This is a genomic window from Mycobacterium sp. 1245805.9 (assembly GCF_001672915.1).
Lineage (GTDB): Bacteria > Actinomycetota > Actinomycetes > Mycobacteriales > Mycobacteriaceae > Mycobacterium.
In genome coordinates, this window is record NZ_LZKR01000101.1 from 1 (window position 1) to 13,978 (window position 13,978).

The window sequence follows — 13,978 nt, forward strand, 5'->3', positions numbered from 1 at the left end:
ACCATCGCGCGGGCGCAAGCCGCCGCGGAACCCGAAGGAAGGCGGCCCGCCGCGGCCAGGGCGGCCAGATCCGCCGCCCCACCGGTCCCGCCGGCGACGAACTGCCCGCCCGAGCCGCCGGCCCCGCCGTCACCGAGCAGCCACCCGCCGGGCGTGCCGTCGGCCCCGGTGCCCACCGCGCCGGGGGTGCCGTTGCCGATCAGCGGGCGCCCGGTGGCCGACTGGACCGGTGCGTTGATGGCGTTGATCGCCTGCTGTTGCATGGTGTGCCAGGCAGACGCGCTGGCCGGGGAGTTGAATCCGTCGAGACCCAACAGCGCCCCGCTCGTACCGCCGGCGCCGAGCCCGCCTACCGCCCCCGTACCGGTCCCGCCGTAGCCGGCGTTGCCACCGTTGCCGATCAGCACCGCATTGCCGCCCGACCCGCCGGCGTGCCCCGAGGCCCCCGATCCGCCGTCACCGCCTTTGCCCCACAAAATCCCGCCTGCCCCACCGGTCTGCGAGGTTCCCGCCGCGCCATTGGTGCCCTTGCCGATCAGTGGGCGCCCCAACAACAGCTCGGTGGGTAGGTTGATCACCCCCAGCACGTCCTGCGAAAGGGCCTGCAACGGCGAGACATTCGCCGCCTCGGCGGCCGTGTAGACGCTTTCCGCCCCGCTCAATGCCGCCACGAATTGCCGATGAAACGCCGCTGCCTGCGCGCTCAGCGCCTGAAATTCCTGACCATTAGAAGAGAACACCGCCGCGATTGCCGCCGACACCTCGTCGCCGGCCGCCGCCATCACCCCGGTAGTCCGGGTCGCCGCGGCCGCATTGGCCGCGCTGAGCGCCGATCCGATCCCGGTCAAATCCTGCGACGCCGCAGCCAACCCTTCAGGTACCGCATGGACAAAAGACATCTGTAGCCCCGATCACCCCGAGACCGACTCGGCCCGAGCGCCGAATCTCCGCAACCACCATATACAGGATTGTTGGGCAAACGAACGCCTTTGTTAAGCCGCTTGCAAAGACGTTGCAGGATTTGCCCTTTCGCTGCAGCCGCGCCGGCTCGGTGCGGCTGCAACTGGCGTGGCGATGTCGCCCAACTCTAGTACGGTCAACGACACGGACGCGATTTGATATCACTTCAAACACGCCATCTTTTAACAGCAGTCACGTTGTTAACATCACGCGATGGACTTGTCGGCGTGTCTAAACCTCCGGCGGCCGCGCCCAATTCCCCGGCGTGACGTATTGCGCTACACCATCGCCATGTCCGCACTGCCGGCGGTGTACGCGGCATCGGCAAGTGTCGCCGTCCGGACGGCGGCCGCCATCCCCACGGCGGCTTCCGCCACCCCTAAACTGATCGACTTCGCCATGCGCCAGATTCCAGCGGAGCAGATTCGAGCCACTGGCTACGCAGGGGTCATCAACTACGTGTCGCTGTCACGTCCCGGCTCGTCCATGGGCGCCAAGCCGATCACGCGGCCGTACGCCGAGCAGCTGACCGCTGCCGGGCTGATGATCGTCAGCAACTACCAGTACGGCAAGCCAGGCGGGACAGCACCATCGGACTTCAGGCGCGGGTTCGAGGGCGGCGTCGCCGACGCTCGCAACGCCTGGAAGCTGCACACCGCGGCGGGCGGCGGTCAGAGTGCCCCGATCTTCTTCAGCGTCGACGAGGACATAAACCACGACACCTGGAACAACTTGGCGCTCAAGTGGTTTCGCGGAATCAATTCGGTGCTGGGAGTGCAGCGCACCGGCGCCTACGGCGGTCTCGACGTCTGCAAATGGGCCGCCGAGGACGGCGTCATCGGTAATTCGCGGACCCCCGGCCGCCGGTGGGCTTGGCAGACGAAGGCCTGGTCCCGCGGTCAGGTCGACCCCGCCCCGGTCCTCTACCAACGGGTGGTGAGCACGGCGTCGAACCCTGGCCCAGTAGTTGGCGGACTCGAAGTCGACGTCAACGACGTCCTTGCCGACGATTGCGGTCAGTGGAACCTACATCCCTGAGCCTGGCGCGTCGTCGCTCGCTAGTGACCCTTGACTGACGATATGGTCGTGTGTGACGATTTCGTCAATCGGGTGCGACCAACGCAGCACCCTCGTCCTGCCCGTGCCCGCGGGCGGGCGTCGACCTCAACAATTAAGGCGATCTGTGGTGCACCGACCCCGCGACATTCCGTCGTACTGGCCTGACGTCTACAGCACATCGGCGATCCTCGATCCTTACCCGCACTACCGGACTCTGCGGCGCCTTGGTCCGCTCGTCTGGCTACCTTGCCGCCGGATGGTCGCTCTCCCCCGCTACGCCGAGTGCAAAGCCACCCTGCGAGCCGACGACTCGTACCTCTCCGGACATGGTGTCGCCGCCAACGCTGCGGCCAACCGGTTGTCCCGCGGCACCACGCTCAACAGCGACGGGGCCGACCACGACCGGCGTCGCAAGCTCGTTGCCCACCGCATGATGCCCAGGGCGCTACGGGGAGTCACTGCTTCCGTGGAAGACAAGGCGGGCGCCATCATCGATGTCGCGCTCACCAGGGGCCGGGTCGACGGTGTCGCCGATCTGGCGACCGCGCTGCCGCTGGCCGTCGTCCCGGATCTGGTCGGCTGGCCGCAGGACCAACGCGAGCACCTGATTCCTTGGGCCGCAGCGACCTTCGACATGCTCGGACCGCTCAATCGTCAGGCGATCCGAGCCATCCCGCGCAGCATGCAGATGCTGCGCTTCGCTCGTGCCGTGGTACGTGACCGAAACGTCCTGCCCGGCAGCATGGCTCACGAACTCTTGACCGCCGTCGATGAAGGTGATCTAGCGTTCGAGGACGTGCCGCCGCTGATCATCGACTACATTGCACCGTCGTTGGACACCACCATCAGCGCCATCTCCAGCGCGATCTACCTATTCGCGACCCACCCAGATCAGTGGGAAATGCTCAGAGCAGAACCAGAATTGCTGCCGAACGCGATCAATGAGGTGGTGCGGTACGAATCGCCGGTGCGGGCGTTCACGCGGAAGACCGCCCGCAATACCTCGATAGCCGGAACGGAGATCCCTGCCGGAACCCGATTACTGGTGCTGTATGCCTCGGCCAACCGCGACGAACGCGAATGGGAGACCTCTGAGACGTTCGACATCCGCCGTGACGCTGGACGGCACATCGGGTTCGGCAACGGCGCGCATGCCTGCGCCGGCCAGGGTCTGGCGAGGATGGAGACCGCCGCCGTCCTCACCGCGATGCTCCAACGCGTCAAGCGCATCGAGGTCGACGGGACTCCAAAGTGGGCTGTCAACAACGTGATTCGCCGCCTCGAACGGCTGCCGGTCACGCTGATTGCGGCGTGACCTCCCGGTCACGATGGCGAGATCGCGAGGGGGGCTAGAAAGCCACCGCGAGATCTTGGCGAGTCAATCTGCGAACGCCCCAGAAGTAGGTTACGAGGGGCATGGTGCACCACAACAGGTTCAGGACAACGAACTTGATCCACATCTCGACCGGGCTCGTCATGCTTTGCATTTTGTTCGCGATCTCCACGCCGAAGTAGACCGCCGGCAACGTGACCTCCACGATCATTCCGCCCATGATGAAGGACAGCTGAGTGCTCGTGAATCGCTTGCTATTTCGGAAGAACTGCACCATCGCATACGCTTCGAACAGGCCGATGAAGAACGCAATCCACTCGAGAACCACGATGAGCGGGTCGCCGTTCAGATAGCGAGCGTCACCGCCCAAGAGGATGGGCGACCACATGTACGTCCACAGCGCGCCTTTCTCGACGCCCGCGCGTATCTCGTTGAAGAACAGCAGCCACGGAAGTTCCCAGATGAAGCGTGGCGTCAGGGCGATGAAAACCCAGACGATCACCATCGCACCCAGTCGTTGCGATTTCGTCCAATCGCGTTGGCCCGGCAGGGGTAGCCACGGAAGAACCAGCGCGGTCACGAAGCAGCCGACGACAAAGAGGACCAACGTCGTGGATGCGACGACATGGGATACCCCGGCATGGAATTCGAGGTACCAGAAGACGATGTGAATGACGAAGAAGAACGCCAAGATGCCGAAGAGGCACTTCTGCAGCGACGACAGACCCTGCTTCGTCGGCGAATCGGGTTTGCTGTGTCGCGGAATCGTGTCCGTCACTGTCAACCTCCATGCACTGTGCAGAACTCGCTAGCCCGAAACGCGATCCGCGAAGCTCTGCTCCCGGCAGTCATATTCAGTAACAAGCGCTAAGGGACCACCGCTTCTGCACGACTTCCGACGTCCGTCGCGGCAGGCGCCGGCACCTTCGCTAGCATGGCACATGCCATGTTTGAATTGCAAGGGCCGGCGGCCGCCGGTGTCATAGGGTGCTACGGATGGGGCGATGTCTGAGGCAGGGCGGATCGCGATGACTGGGCGCAGATCGCCCGACCGACCCGCGGTCGGCCGCAGGGAGCGAGGTGACCGCACCCGTGAACGCCTCATCGACGAGACCGTTCGCTGCATCCGGGAAGAAGGCTTCTCCGCTGCAAGTGCACGGCACATCATCGAACGTGCTGGCGTGTCGTGGGGTGTCATCCAGCACCACTTCGGCGACCGTGATGGCCTTTTGATCGCAGTCATCGACGACGCCATCGATCGCCTCGTTGCCTCGCTCGAAGCATTGTCCGACCCCGACGAACCGATCGATACCACCGACTTGGTGCGGGGCGCATGGGAAGCGTTCGCCAACCCCAAGGCGATGGCCGGTCTAGAGATCCTCATATCGACCAAAGAGCTGCGTTCCGCACTCGACAGCCGACACATGGAGCGACTCGGCTCGGCACTCGCCAGCCTGACCCAACGGCTGGAAGCCAGCCATGGTGGCCAAGACGCCGTTGCACTGGGCATGCTCCTGTGGACCACGCCTGTTGCGATGATGATCGCTGAAATGTTCGCCACACTGCCGCTCGAAGTCAGCGAAGCCCAACAGGCGATCGTCAACCTGATCGATCGCCAACCGTGATGCGCGCCCGGTCAGTGACCAGGCATGATAGACGCCAAATGTCTCGTAGCGGACGCAGTCTCGGCGTGCCACGCGCTCAGTCCCGGCTACGGGCCCGTTCGGGTTGATGCAGTTACGCAGCTACGGCATCGCAGTTGTCGGCCGCAACGAAACGCCCTGGTGACGATCTCATTCAGCTCGAGATACCGTGCAGCACAGCGTCTATCACACCGCGGTATCGCGCGGTCGTTTCTCGCGCGGATGCCGTCACGGCGAGCGCTCGGTAGAGCGTCGCTCCGATAAACGCGTCGGTGGCAGCTTCGATGTCGGCGCCGTCGCGGATCTGGCCCGCCGACAGGCGTCACCAGCTTTGCAGCCGCCGCGAGCGGTTCGACGCTTGCGACTACGCCCCCGTCACACTCGGTTGCGCGCCGGCGAAAACCGCTCAAGCTGTACGGGCGGCCCGTCTGCTGACGGCGGCAGCACACCAGCGACACCGTCGATCACGCTGACTACCGACCGGTTCCCACGATCAAAGTTAAGGGTGCCGTGTTGGAAATTTTGGACGACCCACTCGGGCTCCTGGATTTCGGCGCTGGTCGGCAGCCCCAGCGCACTGTGTTCGTAGCCTAGGGTGCCCCACGCGGCGTAGATGGCGCCGGTGACGGGCTGGGCTCCGCTGGCCGGAGACCAGTACATCGCCCCTTTCTCGAAGATGACGTACCGCGCGGCTTCCGCCCCTTGCGATTCCGGCGACATCGGTGCGCCCAGTGCACTGTTCATGCCGCCCATCGCCTGCCACCGGTCATAGATGGCAGTACCTTGTAGCGACTGCGCCAGATCCTGGGCGCTGGGGCGTTTGTTGAACCGCGCGGCAATGTCGCGAATCTGGTTCATCAAGACATATCCGAGGTTGCCGGGGCAATCAGTGTCGCTGACGTCGCGGTGGGCAAAAATGCACGGAACTTTCGCGGCGGCGCCTTGGGGGAAACGGGTGTAGGGGCCCCCTTCCGATGTCAACGCGACACTGCCGTGCGGGTCGATGCCATCCATGGCCAGCCGCCACCCGAGCAGACGCCCGACGGTGCGCACCTGAACCGGCGTGGGGCCCACGGCGTCGAACTCGCCGATCATGCACACCGCCCACGTGTTGCGGTTGAACCCACCCGTGTGGGTGCCCCGAACCGATCTGGACATCCCGCCGAATCGGCCCTCGAATACCTGACCGTACTTGTCGACCAGGGCGTTGTAGGCGATGTCCGACCAGCCCAGGGTGCGGGTGTGGTAGGCGTAGATCGACCGCACGATTGCCGCCGAATCCTGCTGCGCGTAATCGTTTACGCCAGCGGTATGGTGCACGACGCCTGCCTTGATTCCGTTGTCGTACATCGGTGCTCGGCCGCGAATCGACTCATCGGCGCCCCACTGGGCGCGACTGATGATATTGGGCGCCTGCCCCGGCGCTTCGACCGCCGCAACCAAGGCCGGATCCGCCCCCGCGCTCGGGGGTTGGACCAGCGCTGATGCGGCCGTGCTCAAACCAAGCATAATTGGCGCGGCCGCAACGTATTTGAGGACATCACGGCGCGAGACACACGGTGGCGTTGGGCACCCGCACCAATCAGGCACGGCGACACGATAACCCGCGGCACCAACATTTATGACGCGACCCGCCGCAGCCGAATACGGTTGAAAGCTACAGGTTCGCGATGCTGCCAATCGGAGCCCATCACAGACAAACCAACGCGCGTCCGTGGCCGGACAGCCGGAACCGAGATGACCACGTCGACCCGGAATATCCCGATGTGTGCTCGCCTATCGCCGCGAGCGCCGATTGCCAGCAAACTCGTATTTATTTGTACGCCAAGAGATTACGGCGCTCGCTAGCCCCCATGATCGCCCAGTGCTGTCGAATCCACCCGCGACCACCTATCCAGAGCGGCGGCTCCTGGCCGTTGTACATGCTCTTGGGCCGCAATCGCTGTCTGCGCAACAGTCGACCGGCGTGGTGCTCGGCCACGTCCTTCAGGTACTCGATGTCGTCGCTGGTCCACGGGTGCAGGCCGGTCCCATCCAACCACCACCTCGGCTGGCCGTCCTACTCGTAGCGGGTTATCCGGTAACGCCAGGCGACGTGCCTACCCTTGCCGTCGACCTGCCAGTCCAGCAGCCGCGGGAGTGTGGCCTCGGGCGTCGACTGGAGAGTTTCCCCGGGGGTGGGTTATCCGGATCTCGACGAAGTCGCCACCCATGTGAATTAACTCTAATGACAGTGATCGATGCCGAGTCAGACCCAACAAGAACCGATTCGAACCCAAGCGCGCGCCACTGATGACCAGGTCGTGGTCACCGCGATTGATTGGCTTTCAGCATGTGCAGCACCGAGGTGTAGCGTGCTGTCGCTGTCGCCACTGCGCTGACGAATTCTCAGACATTTAGAGCTCTGACCTGCGGTTATTCGGTGGAGTTAAGGGGAATCGGACCCCGGCCTTGACCTGCAGAAATGACGTTTGACCTGCGGTGATCCTTTTCGACGCGTTACGTGCGGTCTCTGAGCCGCGGTCGGCGCCGGTAATCACGACAACCTCGTCAGGCCACGGATAGGGTCTCAGGTCATAGACCCCGCTTGCGTCCGAATGACGCGGTGCCGTTGCGACGCAGCATCGCGACCGCAGTCGCGACGCGTCCGCGATTGAGGTCGGGTGCCAGACCTGCGCCCACGCGGTGCAGTTGATCGGCGTGCCAGCCGAGTTCGAGAAGCCCGTCGAGCGACTTGAGGTCGACAAGCCTGCCCAAGACGCGGCGCATTCCCGCGCGCACTTGGTGGGATGTCAATGTCTCGGCACGTCCGGCGAGGATTACGTCGGCGGCGTCTGTCGTTGTTGCGGTGGGCCGACCAAGGCCGACGACATCGCATTCACCTGAATGGACTGCTTGTGCCATCGCGGTCCGGGAACGGAAGCCGCCGGTGACCGCCAGCGGAATGTCGCCAGCGAGCTTGCGCACCGTGCGGGCGTACTCCAGAAAGTAGGCCTCACGCGCGCGGGTGCTATTTGCAGCCGTTCCCATCATCGCGGGCTGCTCGTAACTACCGCCGCTAACCTCAAGCAGGTCGATACCCTCGCTCGCCAATGCCGCTACCACGGAACGGGATTCATCTTCGGTGAACCCGCCGCGCTGGAAGTCGGCCGAGTTGAGCTTGATGCCCACCGCAAAGGCCGGCGACACCCGCGCGCGGATGCGTCGCACGACTTCGAGTACAAATCGCATGCGTCGCTGTGGGTCGCCTCCCCACTCGTCGGTGCGCTTGTTCGACAACGGCGACAGGAACTGCGCGACCAGGTACCCGTGAGCACCATGTATCTGCACACCGTCGAAGCCCGCCGTCTCACACACCACAGCGGCATTCCCGAAACGCTCAATAATGTCTTCAATTTCATTTGGTGTCAGCTCACGAGGCGTAACCGCACCGGGAAAGTTGAGGGCCACCGCGCTGGGGGCCACGGGCGTGCGCCCGAGCGCGAGCGGATTCGATTGGCGTCCCGGATGATTGAGCTGCACCCAGATCGGGACACCGGCGTCTTTCGTGCTTTTGGCCCAGCGTGTCAGTGCAGGAAGGTTGCGCTCGTCTTCGATGACGACGTTGCCTGACTCGCCCAGCTGGCGGCGATCGACCATCACGTTGCCGGTGACGATTAGACCGTAGCCGCCTTCACTCCAGCTCGTGTAGAGCCGCTCTAGGCGCTTGTCCGGGGAGTTCTGCTTGTCAGCCAGCGCTTCGCTCAACGCGGCCTTCATGATGCGATTTGGCAGCACCTGGCCACAGGGCAGTGTCAACGGGTCGTGCAGGGAGGTCACAACGGTGTTCCTTTCAGATTGGCAGCCCGCAACGGAGCCTTGTCGGTCTTGCCGACTGCGTTTTTGGGAATTGCGTCAACAATGGTGATGGAGGTAGGCCGTTTGTAGCCAGCGAGTTCGCGCGCGCAAATGGCCTGCAGCGCACCAGAGTTGATGGTGTGTCCGGGTCGTGGTTGGACGTATGCGGCGACGGTCTCGCCCCATTTCTCATCGGGTACACCGATCACGGCCGCCTCCAGTACGGCGGGGTCGCTGGTGAGGACGTCCTCGATTTCCTTGGGATAGATGTTTTCTCCACCTCGGATGATCATGTCCTTGGACCGTCCGACCAAGGTCAGATAGCCCTGAGCGTCGAGGTGGCCGATGTCGCCGGTGTGCAGCCAGCCGTCGACGATGACGCGTGCGGTTTCGTCGGGGCGCCCCAGATAGCCGCGCATCACGTTGGGGCCGGCGATGGTGACCTCCCCATCGACGCCGGTTGGCACCGCGTTGCCGCTGGGATCGACGATGCGGATCTGCTGACCGGGGAACGCGATTCCAACGGTACCGGCCCGGCGCGGGCCTTCCACTGGGTTGATGGTGGAGGCACACGTGCCTTCAGACAGGCCGTAGCCCTCGATGAGCGGAAACCCATAGCGCTCTTCGAACCGGGTCAGTAGGTGCGCCGAGGCCGGGGCGGCACCGCAGACCCCGAAGCGAATCGATGACGTGTCGGGAACCAGCTCCTCAGGCAGCGCGGCCAGCATCGTGTAGATGGTGGGCACCGCGGAGAAGAAGGTGGGGCGTTCGGATTCGACCGTCCCGAAGAATGTTTGGGCATCAAACCGATCCGCGATCACCACGCTGGCACCGGCCAGCAGCGGCATCAATACACTGACCACGATGCCGTTGACGTGAAAGAGCGGCAGGATCAACAGGCACCGGTCCGTCGGACCGATCTGCAGTGCCAGGCATCCCATCGCGGCCATCGCATCGAGGTTGGCGTGATCCAGCATCACGGCCTTGGGCACCCCGGTCGTACCACTGGTGAAGATGAGCAGCGCCAGTTCCGAGGGATCGACCTCGGGTGCTGAGTCCCGCCCCGGCCCGGTTGCATAGAGCATGCCGACCGCGATTGTCACGACCCCGCTTCGCGCGCTTACACCGTCCTCTGACACCATCAGCCGTGCGCTGCAGGCGTCGAGTTGTCGAGCGACCTCGGCCTCGGTCAGGCTGGGATTGACCGGAGTGACCGTGGCGCCCAACCGCCAGCACGCGAACAACAACACGACAAACTCAACGCGATTGCGCAACTGCAGCGCCACCACATCACCAGCACCCACCCCGAGCTCGTCAAGGTGACGACCCGCCGCTCGAACGCGCTCCAAAAACCGGGCGTTGGTCAGGGAGCGAGTTCCGTCGGAAACCGCAGGCCCATTGGGGTCCAGATCTGCCCGTCGGTCGGGTAACGACGCAAAATTCATTGCGCGCGAACCTATTCTGGGGCGGGTATCGCAAACATTGTGAGCGTCGCGCATACCGAGTGATAGATGCCGATGAGGAAGGCGATATCGATCAATCCCTTCGTGCCGAAGGAATTTTCGGCGGCTCGGTACAGCGATTCGTCGATGCGGTGACTGGTTGACAACTGCCGGGTGAGCCGCAGCGCGATCGTCTCGTCATAGCTGAGATCCTCCGGTAATCCGCCGGTCGCCACCGCCCGGGCGGCTCCGTCGGATAGGCCCGCCTTACGCGCTACGGCCAAGTGTGCATACAGCTCGTAATCGGCCTGCCAGACCGCGCCTACCGCGAGGATGACTACCTCGCGGACCCGCTCGCTCAACGACGTGTGGAGTTGCTCGGCGAATTGCAAGTCCAAGAAGGGCGCGGCGATCGCCGGGTTGAGCAATGCGGGGTTGAACGGACCGATGAGTCGGCCGTCCTCGTCGGTACTTTGGAAATGGGCGTCGTTGGCCCACGGGACGATCCGGGCGCCCATGCGGTCGAAGATCCCTCGTTGTGCGGGAGTCAGATCCGCAGGATGAGCAAGGGGCAGTCGTCCGCCCAAGGAGACAGTTTGATCGGACATCAAACGGTTGCTTTAGCCGGGTGAAGCTGTCGGGTGAGAAACTCGACCTGGTCGCGCACCAATGCCTCGAAGGGCTCGCCAAGGTAGAAGTCGAAATGCCCCGCGTCATAACGTTTGATCTCGCCAAAGGGCGCGGTAAGCGCGTATTGGACCGTCTCGGCCGGTGGCGTAACGGAGTCGATGTTGCTGACGCAGAACAGGATTGGGAACTTGATCTTTTTGGCCGCGCGGCCAGGCCGGTAAGCCATGATGGTCGGAGCGACCCGCGCCGCCACCTCGTTGCGCAACGTCATCCCGGGCGGCACAAGCGCCTCGTAGCCGGGCAGAGCATCCGGGGCGTTCATCAGTGCCAGCGATCCCGGGGGGCCAGCGAGCGGGATCATCACCGGGGGCCTGCGAAGGACCATGGATGCGAGGTCCATTGCGACTGTGGGTAATGCCTTCAGGGATGCCACCGGGCCCAGCGCAAGGGCGGACGCCAAGCCGTCGGTGAACGGGCACTGAGACACCGCAGCTCGCAGTTCCGGGTGACGTGAGGCGACGGTGATGGCGTGACCTCCACCAAAGGAACTGCCCCAGACTGCGATACGCGTGCAGTCGACGTCGCGACGCTGCTTCACCCAGGCGATCGCGGCATCCCAGTCGGCGAGCTGCCGCTTGATCGACAGGAGCTGGCGAGGCCGACCACTGCTGTCCCCGAAGTGCCGATAGGTGAATGCCAACGCAGCGATCCCGGCCTCCGCAAAGCGCTCGGCGTATGCGTCTAAGCGCATCTCGCGGGTGGCGCCGAGGCCGTGTCCAAGGATGACCACGGGCGGTGAGGCGACTCCGGTGGGCAGGTAAAGCCATGCGGCACAGGTATCCTCACCGGAGGTGAATGAGACGTCGTGGCGGGTGAAAGGCTGGACAGTGGTCACTTCTTCACCGCCCCGTTGTTCGAGCCGACATGAGGCACACGGCCAGATTCGAGCGCTTGCGCGTAGATGTCGGAGCGGTATAGGGGTAGCTCGCCGGTGGACTCCGTGTCCGCGAGGTACTGCAGCATCAGTTCCTGGCCCTGCTCTGACTGATCGGTGCCGAGGAATTCGGTCCGCTCGACGTGCAGGCCTTCCGGCAGCGACATCGAGCCGCCGAGGTACACCGACCTCTTGATGGCCTCGAGCGACCCTTTGGTCCGCTTGCCGAAGTACTCGGCCAATTCGGTTGCCCGCGTGACGACGTCCTCAGCTGCCACGACCTCGTCGACAGCCCCGTTGGCCAAAGCCTGCGCGGGCGTGAACGGCTTGCCCTCCAGGATCGCAACCAGCGACTTGTGGGTGCCGATCAACCGGGTCAGTCGCTGCGAGCCACCACCGCCGGGCATGATCCCGAGGAGCACTTCGGGCTGACCGATGAAGAACTCACCGTCGGCCATCACCCGCAGATCGCATGCCCACGCGAATTCCGCCCCCAAGCCCAGGGCCGAACCATTCAGAGCCGCAACGAAGATGACGCCGCTCGCGTTCATGGTCAAGAACGTCTCATGCAGGCGGTCGAGCTGTGCGACTCCCCGAAATGGAGTGCGCTGCAGAAGAGGTTCGGGGACGCGAGCTCGGTCTATCCCGCGGGCCAAGCGAAGGGCCGCCGAAGCGCCGCGGCGGCCCAGTTCTGGTACCGCGGCACCCTCAGCTTGCAACCACCGCACGTCGGCGTGGCTGACGAACCGGCCCGGACGCGCACCCGTGAAAACGACGGCGCGGACGCTTGGATCGCTGTCGACGCGGTCGACCAACTCATCGAGTTCGTTGGCGGCATCGACGCCGAACAAGCTGTGCGGGCCGCCGTCAAAACGGGCAATCAGGACGGCTCCCCGATCCTCGATCTCGAAGTGTCTGGTGTGTTGGTGTGTCATGGCCGTTTGCTTCCGTTGTGACTACGTAACTGTATGAGGTGTTATAACGAAGTTATACATTGACTATAACAAGGTTATGGTGAGCGTGGCAAGGGTCTCGTCGATTACTTGGCGACTTGGAGAAGGAGTGGAAGAACATGACGGACATGCCGAGGAAGTCGACGCCCGATGGCGTGCCCGCGCGGGTCATTCACGCCACGATCGACCTCCTCGCCGAGCAGGGACCCTCCGCCGTCAAGGCTCGCGCGGTGGCGTCCGCCGCCGGACTATCGACGAGGGCGGTCTACAGCCATTTCGGTGGAATCCCAGAGCTCATCCGCGCGGTCATCGACTACGGATTCAAGGAGCTCGATGGGGCGTTTTCCCGGTTGCCCGTGACAGACGATCCGATCGCGGATCTGGCAGTCCTGGCGTTGACGTCCCGGCGGGTCGCCCGCGACAACCCGCACCTGTATGACCTGATGTTTGGACTCTCGACACGGGGAAGCTACCGGCCGTTGCAAACAGCGCGCCCCGGCACAAGCGGACGATCCGACGAATTTCAGACGGCCTATGGCTATGTGGTCCAGGGATGCATTCGGCTGGTTGACAGCGGACGAGTGCGGCCCGACCAGGACCCCGAAGCCATCGCGCCACAGCTGTGGAGCGCTGTCCATGGATTCGTCACGCTGGAATTGGGTGATCACTTCGTTCAGTTCGAAGACCCCGTCCGCGCGGTCTTGCAGCCGATGATGGTCAACATCGTCGTCGGACTGGGCGGCAATGCGAAGTCGGCCAAAGCCTCTCATACCGCCGCTATCAAGGCGTCACGTCAGAGAGGGCGCTGAAACGGTTGTGTGTGCTCATCTTTACGCATCGCTCTTGCGTCGAGTGATCGAGTCGTAGGAGCGTGCGGCGGCTTCATGTGAAGCCTCGGCCCGGTCGCGGGTATCTCCGAGTCCGACAGAGAGATTCACACCCATCGGCAGCAGCACCTCCCTGGCCGGGTTGTCGCACTCGACGAAGGTGTCAGCCCGCGCAAGGGTGATGAAGCCGTGCACGAAACTCCACAATTGAGCAGCCACCGAGCCGGGGTTCTGCCGCCTGACTCTGCCGGATCCCACGAGCCGTGTGCAGGCTGCTGCGATGCGAGCGTACACATCTCGAAACGCCGTTGAATTTCCATTCAAGCCCACGTGCGGAATGCTGAGCGGCCGGTAGCTTCC

The 13,978-nt window shown here is 63.9% G+C and carries 11 protein-coding genes and 2 pseudogenes; 4 read left to right on the plus strand and 9 right to left on the minus strand.

Annotated features, from left to right (window positions below):
* Positions 1-899: PE family protein (locus A9X00_RS14755; protein WP_156772098.1), on the minus strand; the 899-nt coding region annotated here is incomplete at its 3' end.
* A gap of 274 nt (positions 900-1,173) precedes the next feature.
* Here A9X00_RS14755 and A9X00_RS14760 point away from each other — a divergent pair.
* Positions 1,174-1,998 (plus strand): DUF1906 domain-containing protein, encoded by an 825-nt coding sequence (locus tag A9X00_RS14760; protein ID WP_067154490.1) that lies wholly within the window; start codon positions 1,174-1,176, stop codon positions 1,996-1,998.
* A gap of 487 nt (positions 1,999-2,485) precedes the next feature.
* Positions 2,486-3,334: a cytochrome P450 gene (locus A9X00_RS14765; RefSeq protein WP_369830753.1), complete on the plus strand. Its 849-nt coding sequence runs from the start codon at positions 2,486-2,488 to the stop codon at positions 3,332-3,334.
* 34 nt (positions 3,335-3,368) lie between these two features.
* Here A9X00_RS14765 and A9X00_RS14770 read toward each other — a convergent pair whose 3' ends face one another.
* Positions 3,369-4,130, minus strand: a complete 762-nt coding sequence (locus A9X00_RS14770; protein WP_067154493.1) for a hypothetical protein — start codon at positions 4,128-4,130, stop codon at positions 3,369-3,371.
* 226 nt (positions 4,131-4,356) lie between these two features.
* Between A9X00_RS14770 and A9X00_RS29895 the strand changes: the two genes are divergently transcribed.
* Entirely contained in the window at positions 4,357-4,977 is a 621-nt protein-coding gene (locus A9X00_RS29895) for a TetR/AcrR family transcriptional regulator (RefSeq protein ID WP_082975250.1), read from the plus strand.
* Between the two features lie 393 nt (positions 4,978-5,370).
* On the opposite strand, the pseudogene A9X00_RS14780 reads toward A9X00_RS29895, so the two are convergent.
* From A9X00_RS14780 to A9X00_RS14810, 6 genes and pseudogenes are all read right to left on the minus strand, one after another.
* Positions 5,371-6,555 (minus strand): annotated as a pseudogene (locus A9X00_RS14780) (N-acetylmuramoyl-L-alanine amidase); the annotation flags it as partial.
* A gap of 1,014 nt (positions 6,556-7,569) precedes the next feature.
* On the minus strand, positions 7,570-8,814 hold the full coding sequence (locus A9X00_RS14790; protein WP_067154501.1) for an NADH:flavin oxidoreductase/NADH oxidase family protein: 1,245 nt from the start codon (positions 8,812-8,814) through the stop codon (positions 7,570-7,572).
* Positions 8,811-10,277, minus strand: coding sequence for a class I adenylate-forming enzyme family protein (locus A9X00_RS14795; RefSeq protein ID WP_067154505.1), 1,467 nt, complete (start codon positions 10,275-10,277; stop codon positions 8,811-8,813). Before A9X00_RS14795 ends, A9X00_RS14790 begins: the two co-directional genes overlap by 4 nt.
* Before the next feature lie 11 nt (positions 10,278-10,288).
* Positions 10,289-10,882, minus strand: coding sequence for a carboxymuconolactone decarboxylase family protein (locus tag A9X00_RS14800; protein WP_067154508.1), 594 nt, complete (start codon positions 10,880-10,882; stop codon positions 10,289-10,291).
* A complete protein-coding gene (locus A9X00_RS14805; protein ID WP_067154511.1) occupies positions 10,882-11,799 on the minus strand; it encodes an alpha/beta hydrolase in 918 nt (305 codons plus the stop codon). The genes A9X00_RS14800 and A9X00_RS14805 overlap by 1 nt, the downstream gene beginning before the upstream one ends.
* Positions 11,796-12,773, minus strand: a complete 978-nt coding sequence (locus A9X00_RS14810) for an enoyl-CoA hydratase/isomerase family protein (RefSeq protein WP_067154514.1) — start codon at positions 12,771-12,773, stop codon at positions 11,796-11,798. The genes A9X00_RS14805 and A9X00_RS14810 overlap by 4 nt, the downstream gene beginning before the upstream one ends.
* A 137-nt stretch (positions 12,774-12,910) precedes the next feature.
* On the opposite strand from A9X00_RS14810, the gene A9X00_RS14815 reads away from it, so the two are divergent.
* Positions 12,911-13,600 carry a TetR/AcrR family transcriptional regulator gene (locus A9X00_RS14815; RefSeq protein WP_369830754.1) on the plus strand — a complete coding sequence of 230 codons (690 nt, stop codon included), beginning with the start codon at positions 12,911-12,913 and terminating at the stop codon, positions 13,598-13,600.
* Between the two features lie 21 nt (positions 13,601-13,621).
* Here the strand turns inward: A9X00_RS14815 and A9X00_RS31915 are convergent.
* Positions 13,622-13,978, minus strand: a pseudogene (locus tag A9X00_RS31915) (TetR family transcriptional regulator); the annotation flags it as partial.

What these genes read in the sequence shown, in the direction of transcription:
- A9X00_RS14815 (WP_369830754.1), top strand. Translation starts at nt 12,911, where the DNA reads ATGACGGACATGCCGAGGAAGTCGACGCCCGATGGCGTGCCCGCGCGG.
- A9X00_RS29895 (WP_082975250.1), top strand. Translation starts at nt 4,357, where the DNA reads ATGTCTGAGGCAGGGCGGATCGCGATGACTGGGCGCAGATCGCCCGAC.
- A9X00_RS14760 (WP_067154490.1), top strand. Translation starts at nt 1,174, where the DNA reads ATGGACTTGTCGGCGTGTCTAAACCTCCGGCGGCCGCGCCCAATTCCC.
- A9X00_RS14795 (WP_067154505.1), bottom strand. Translation starts at nt 10,277, where the DNA reads ATGAATTTTGCGTCGTTACCCGACCGACGGGCAGATCTGGACCCCAAT.
- A9X00_RS14810 (WP_067154514.1), bottom strand. Translation starts at nt 12,773, where the DNA reads ATGACACACCAACACACCAGACACTTCGAGATCGAGGATCGGGGAGCC.
- A9X00_RS14800 (WP_067154508.1), bottom strand. Translation starts at nt 10,882, where the DNA reads ATGTCCGATCAAACTGTCTCCTTGGGCGGACGACTGCCCCTTGCTCAT.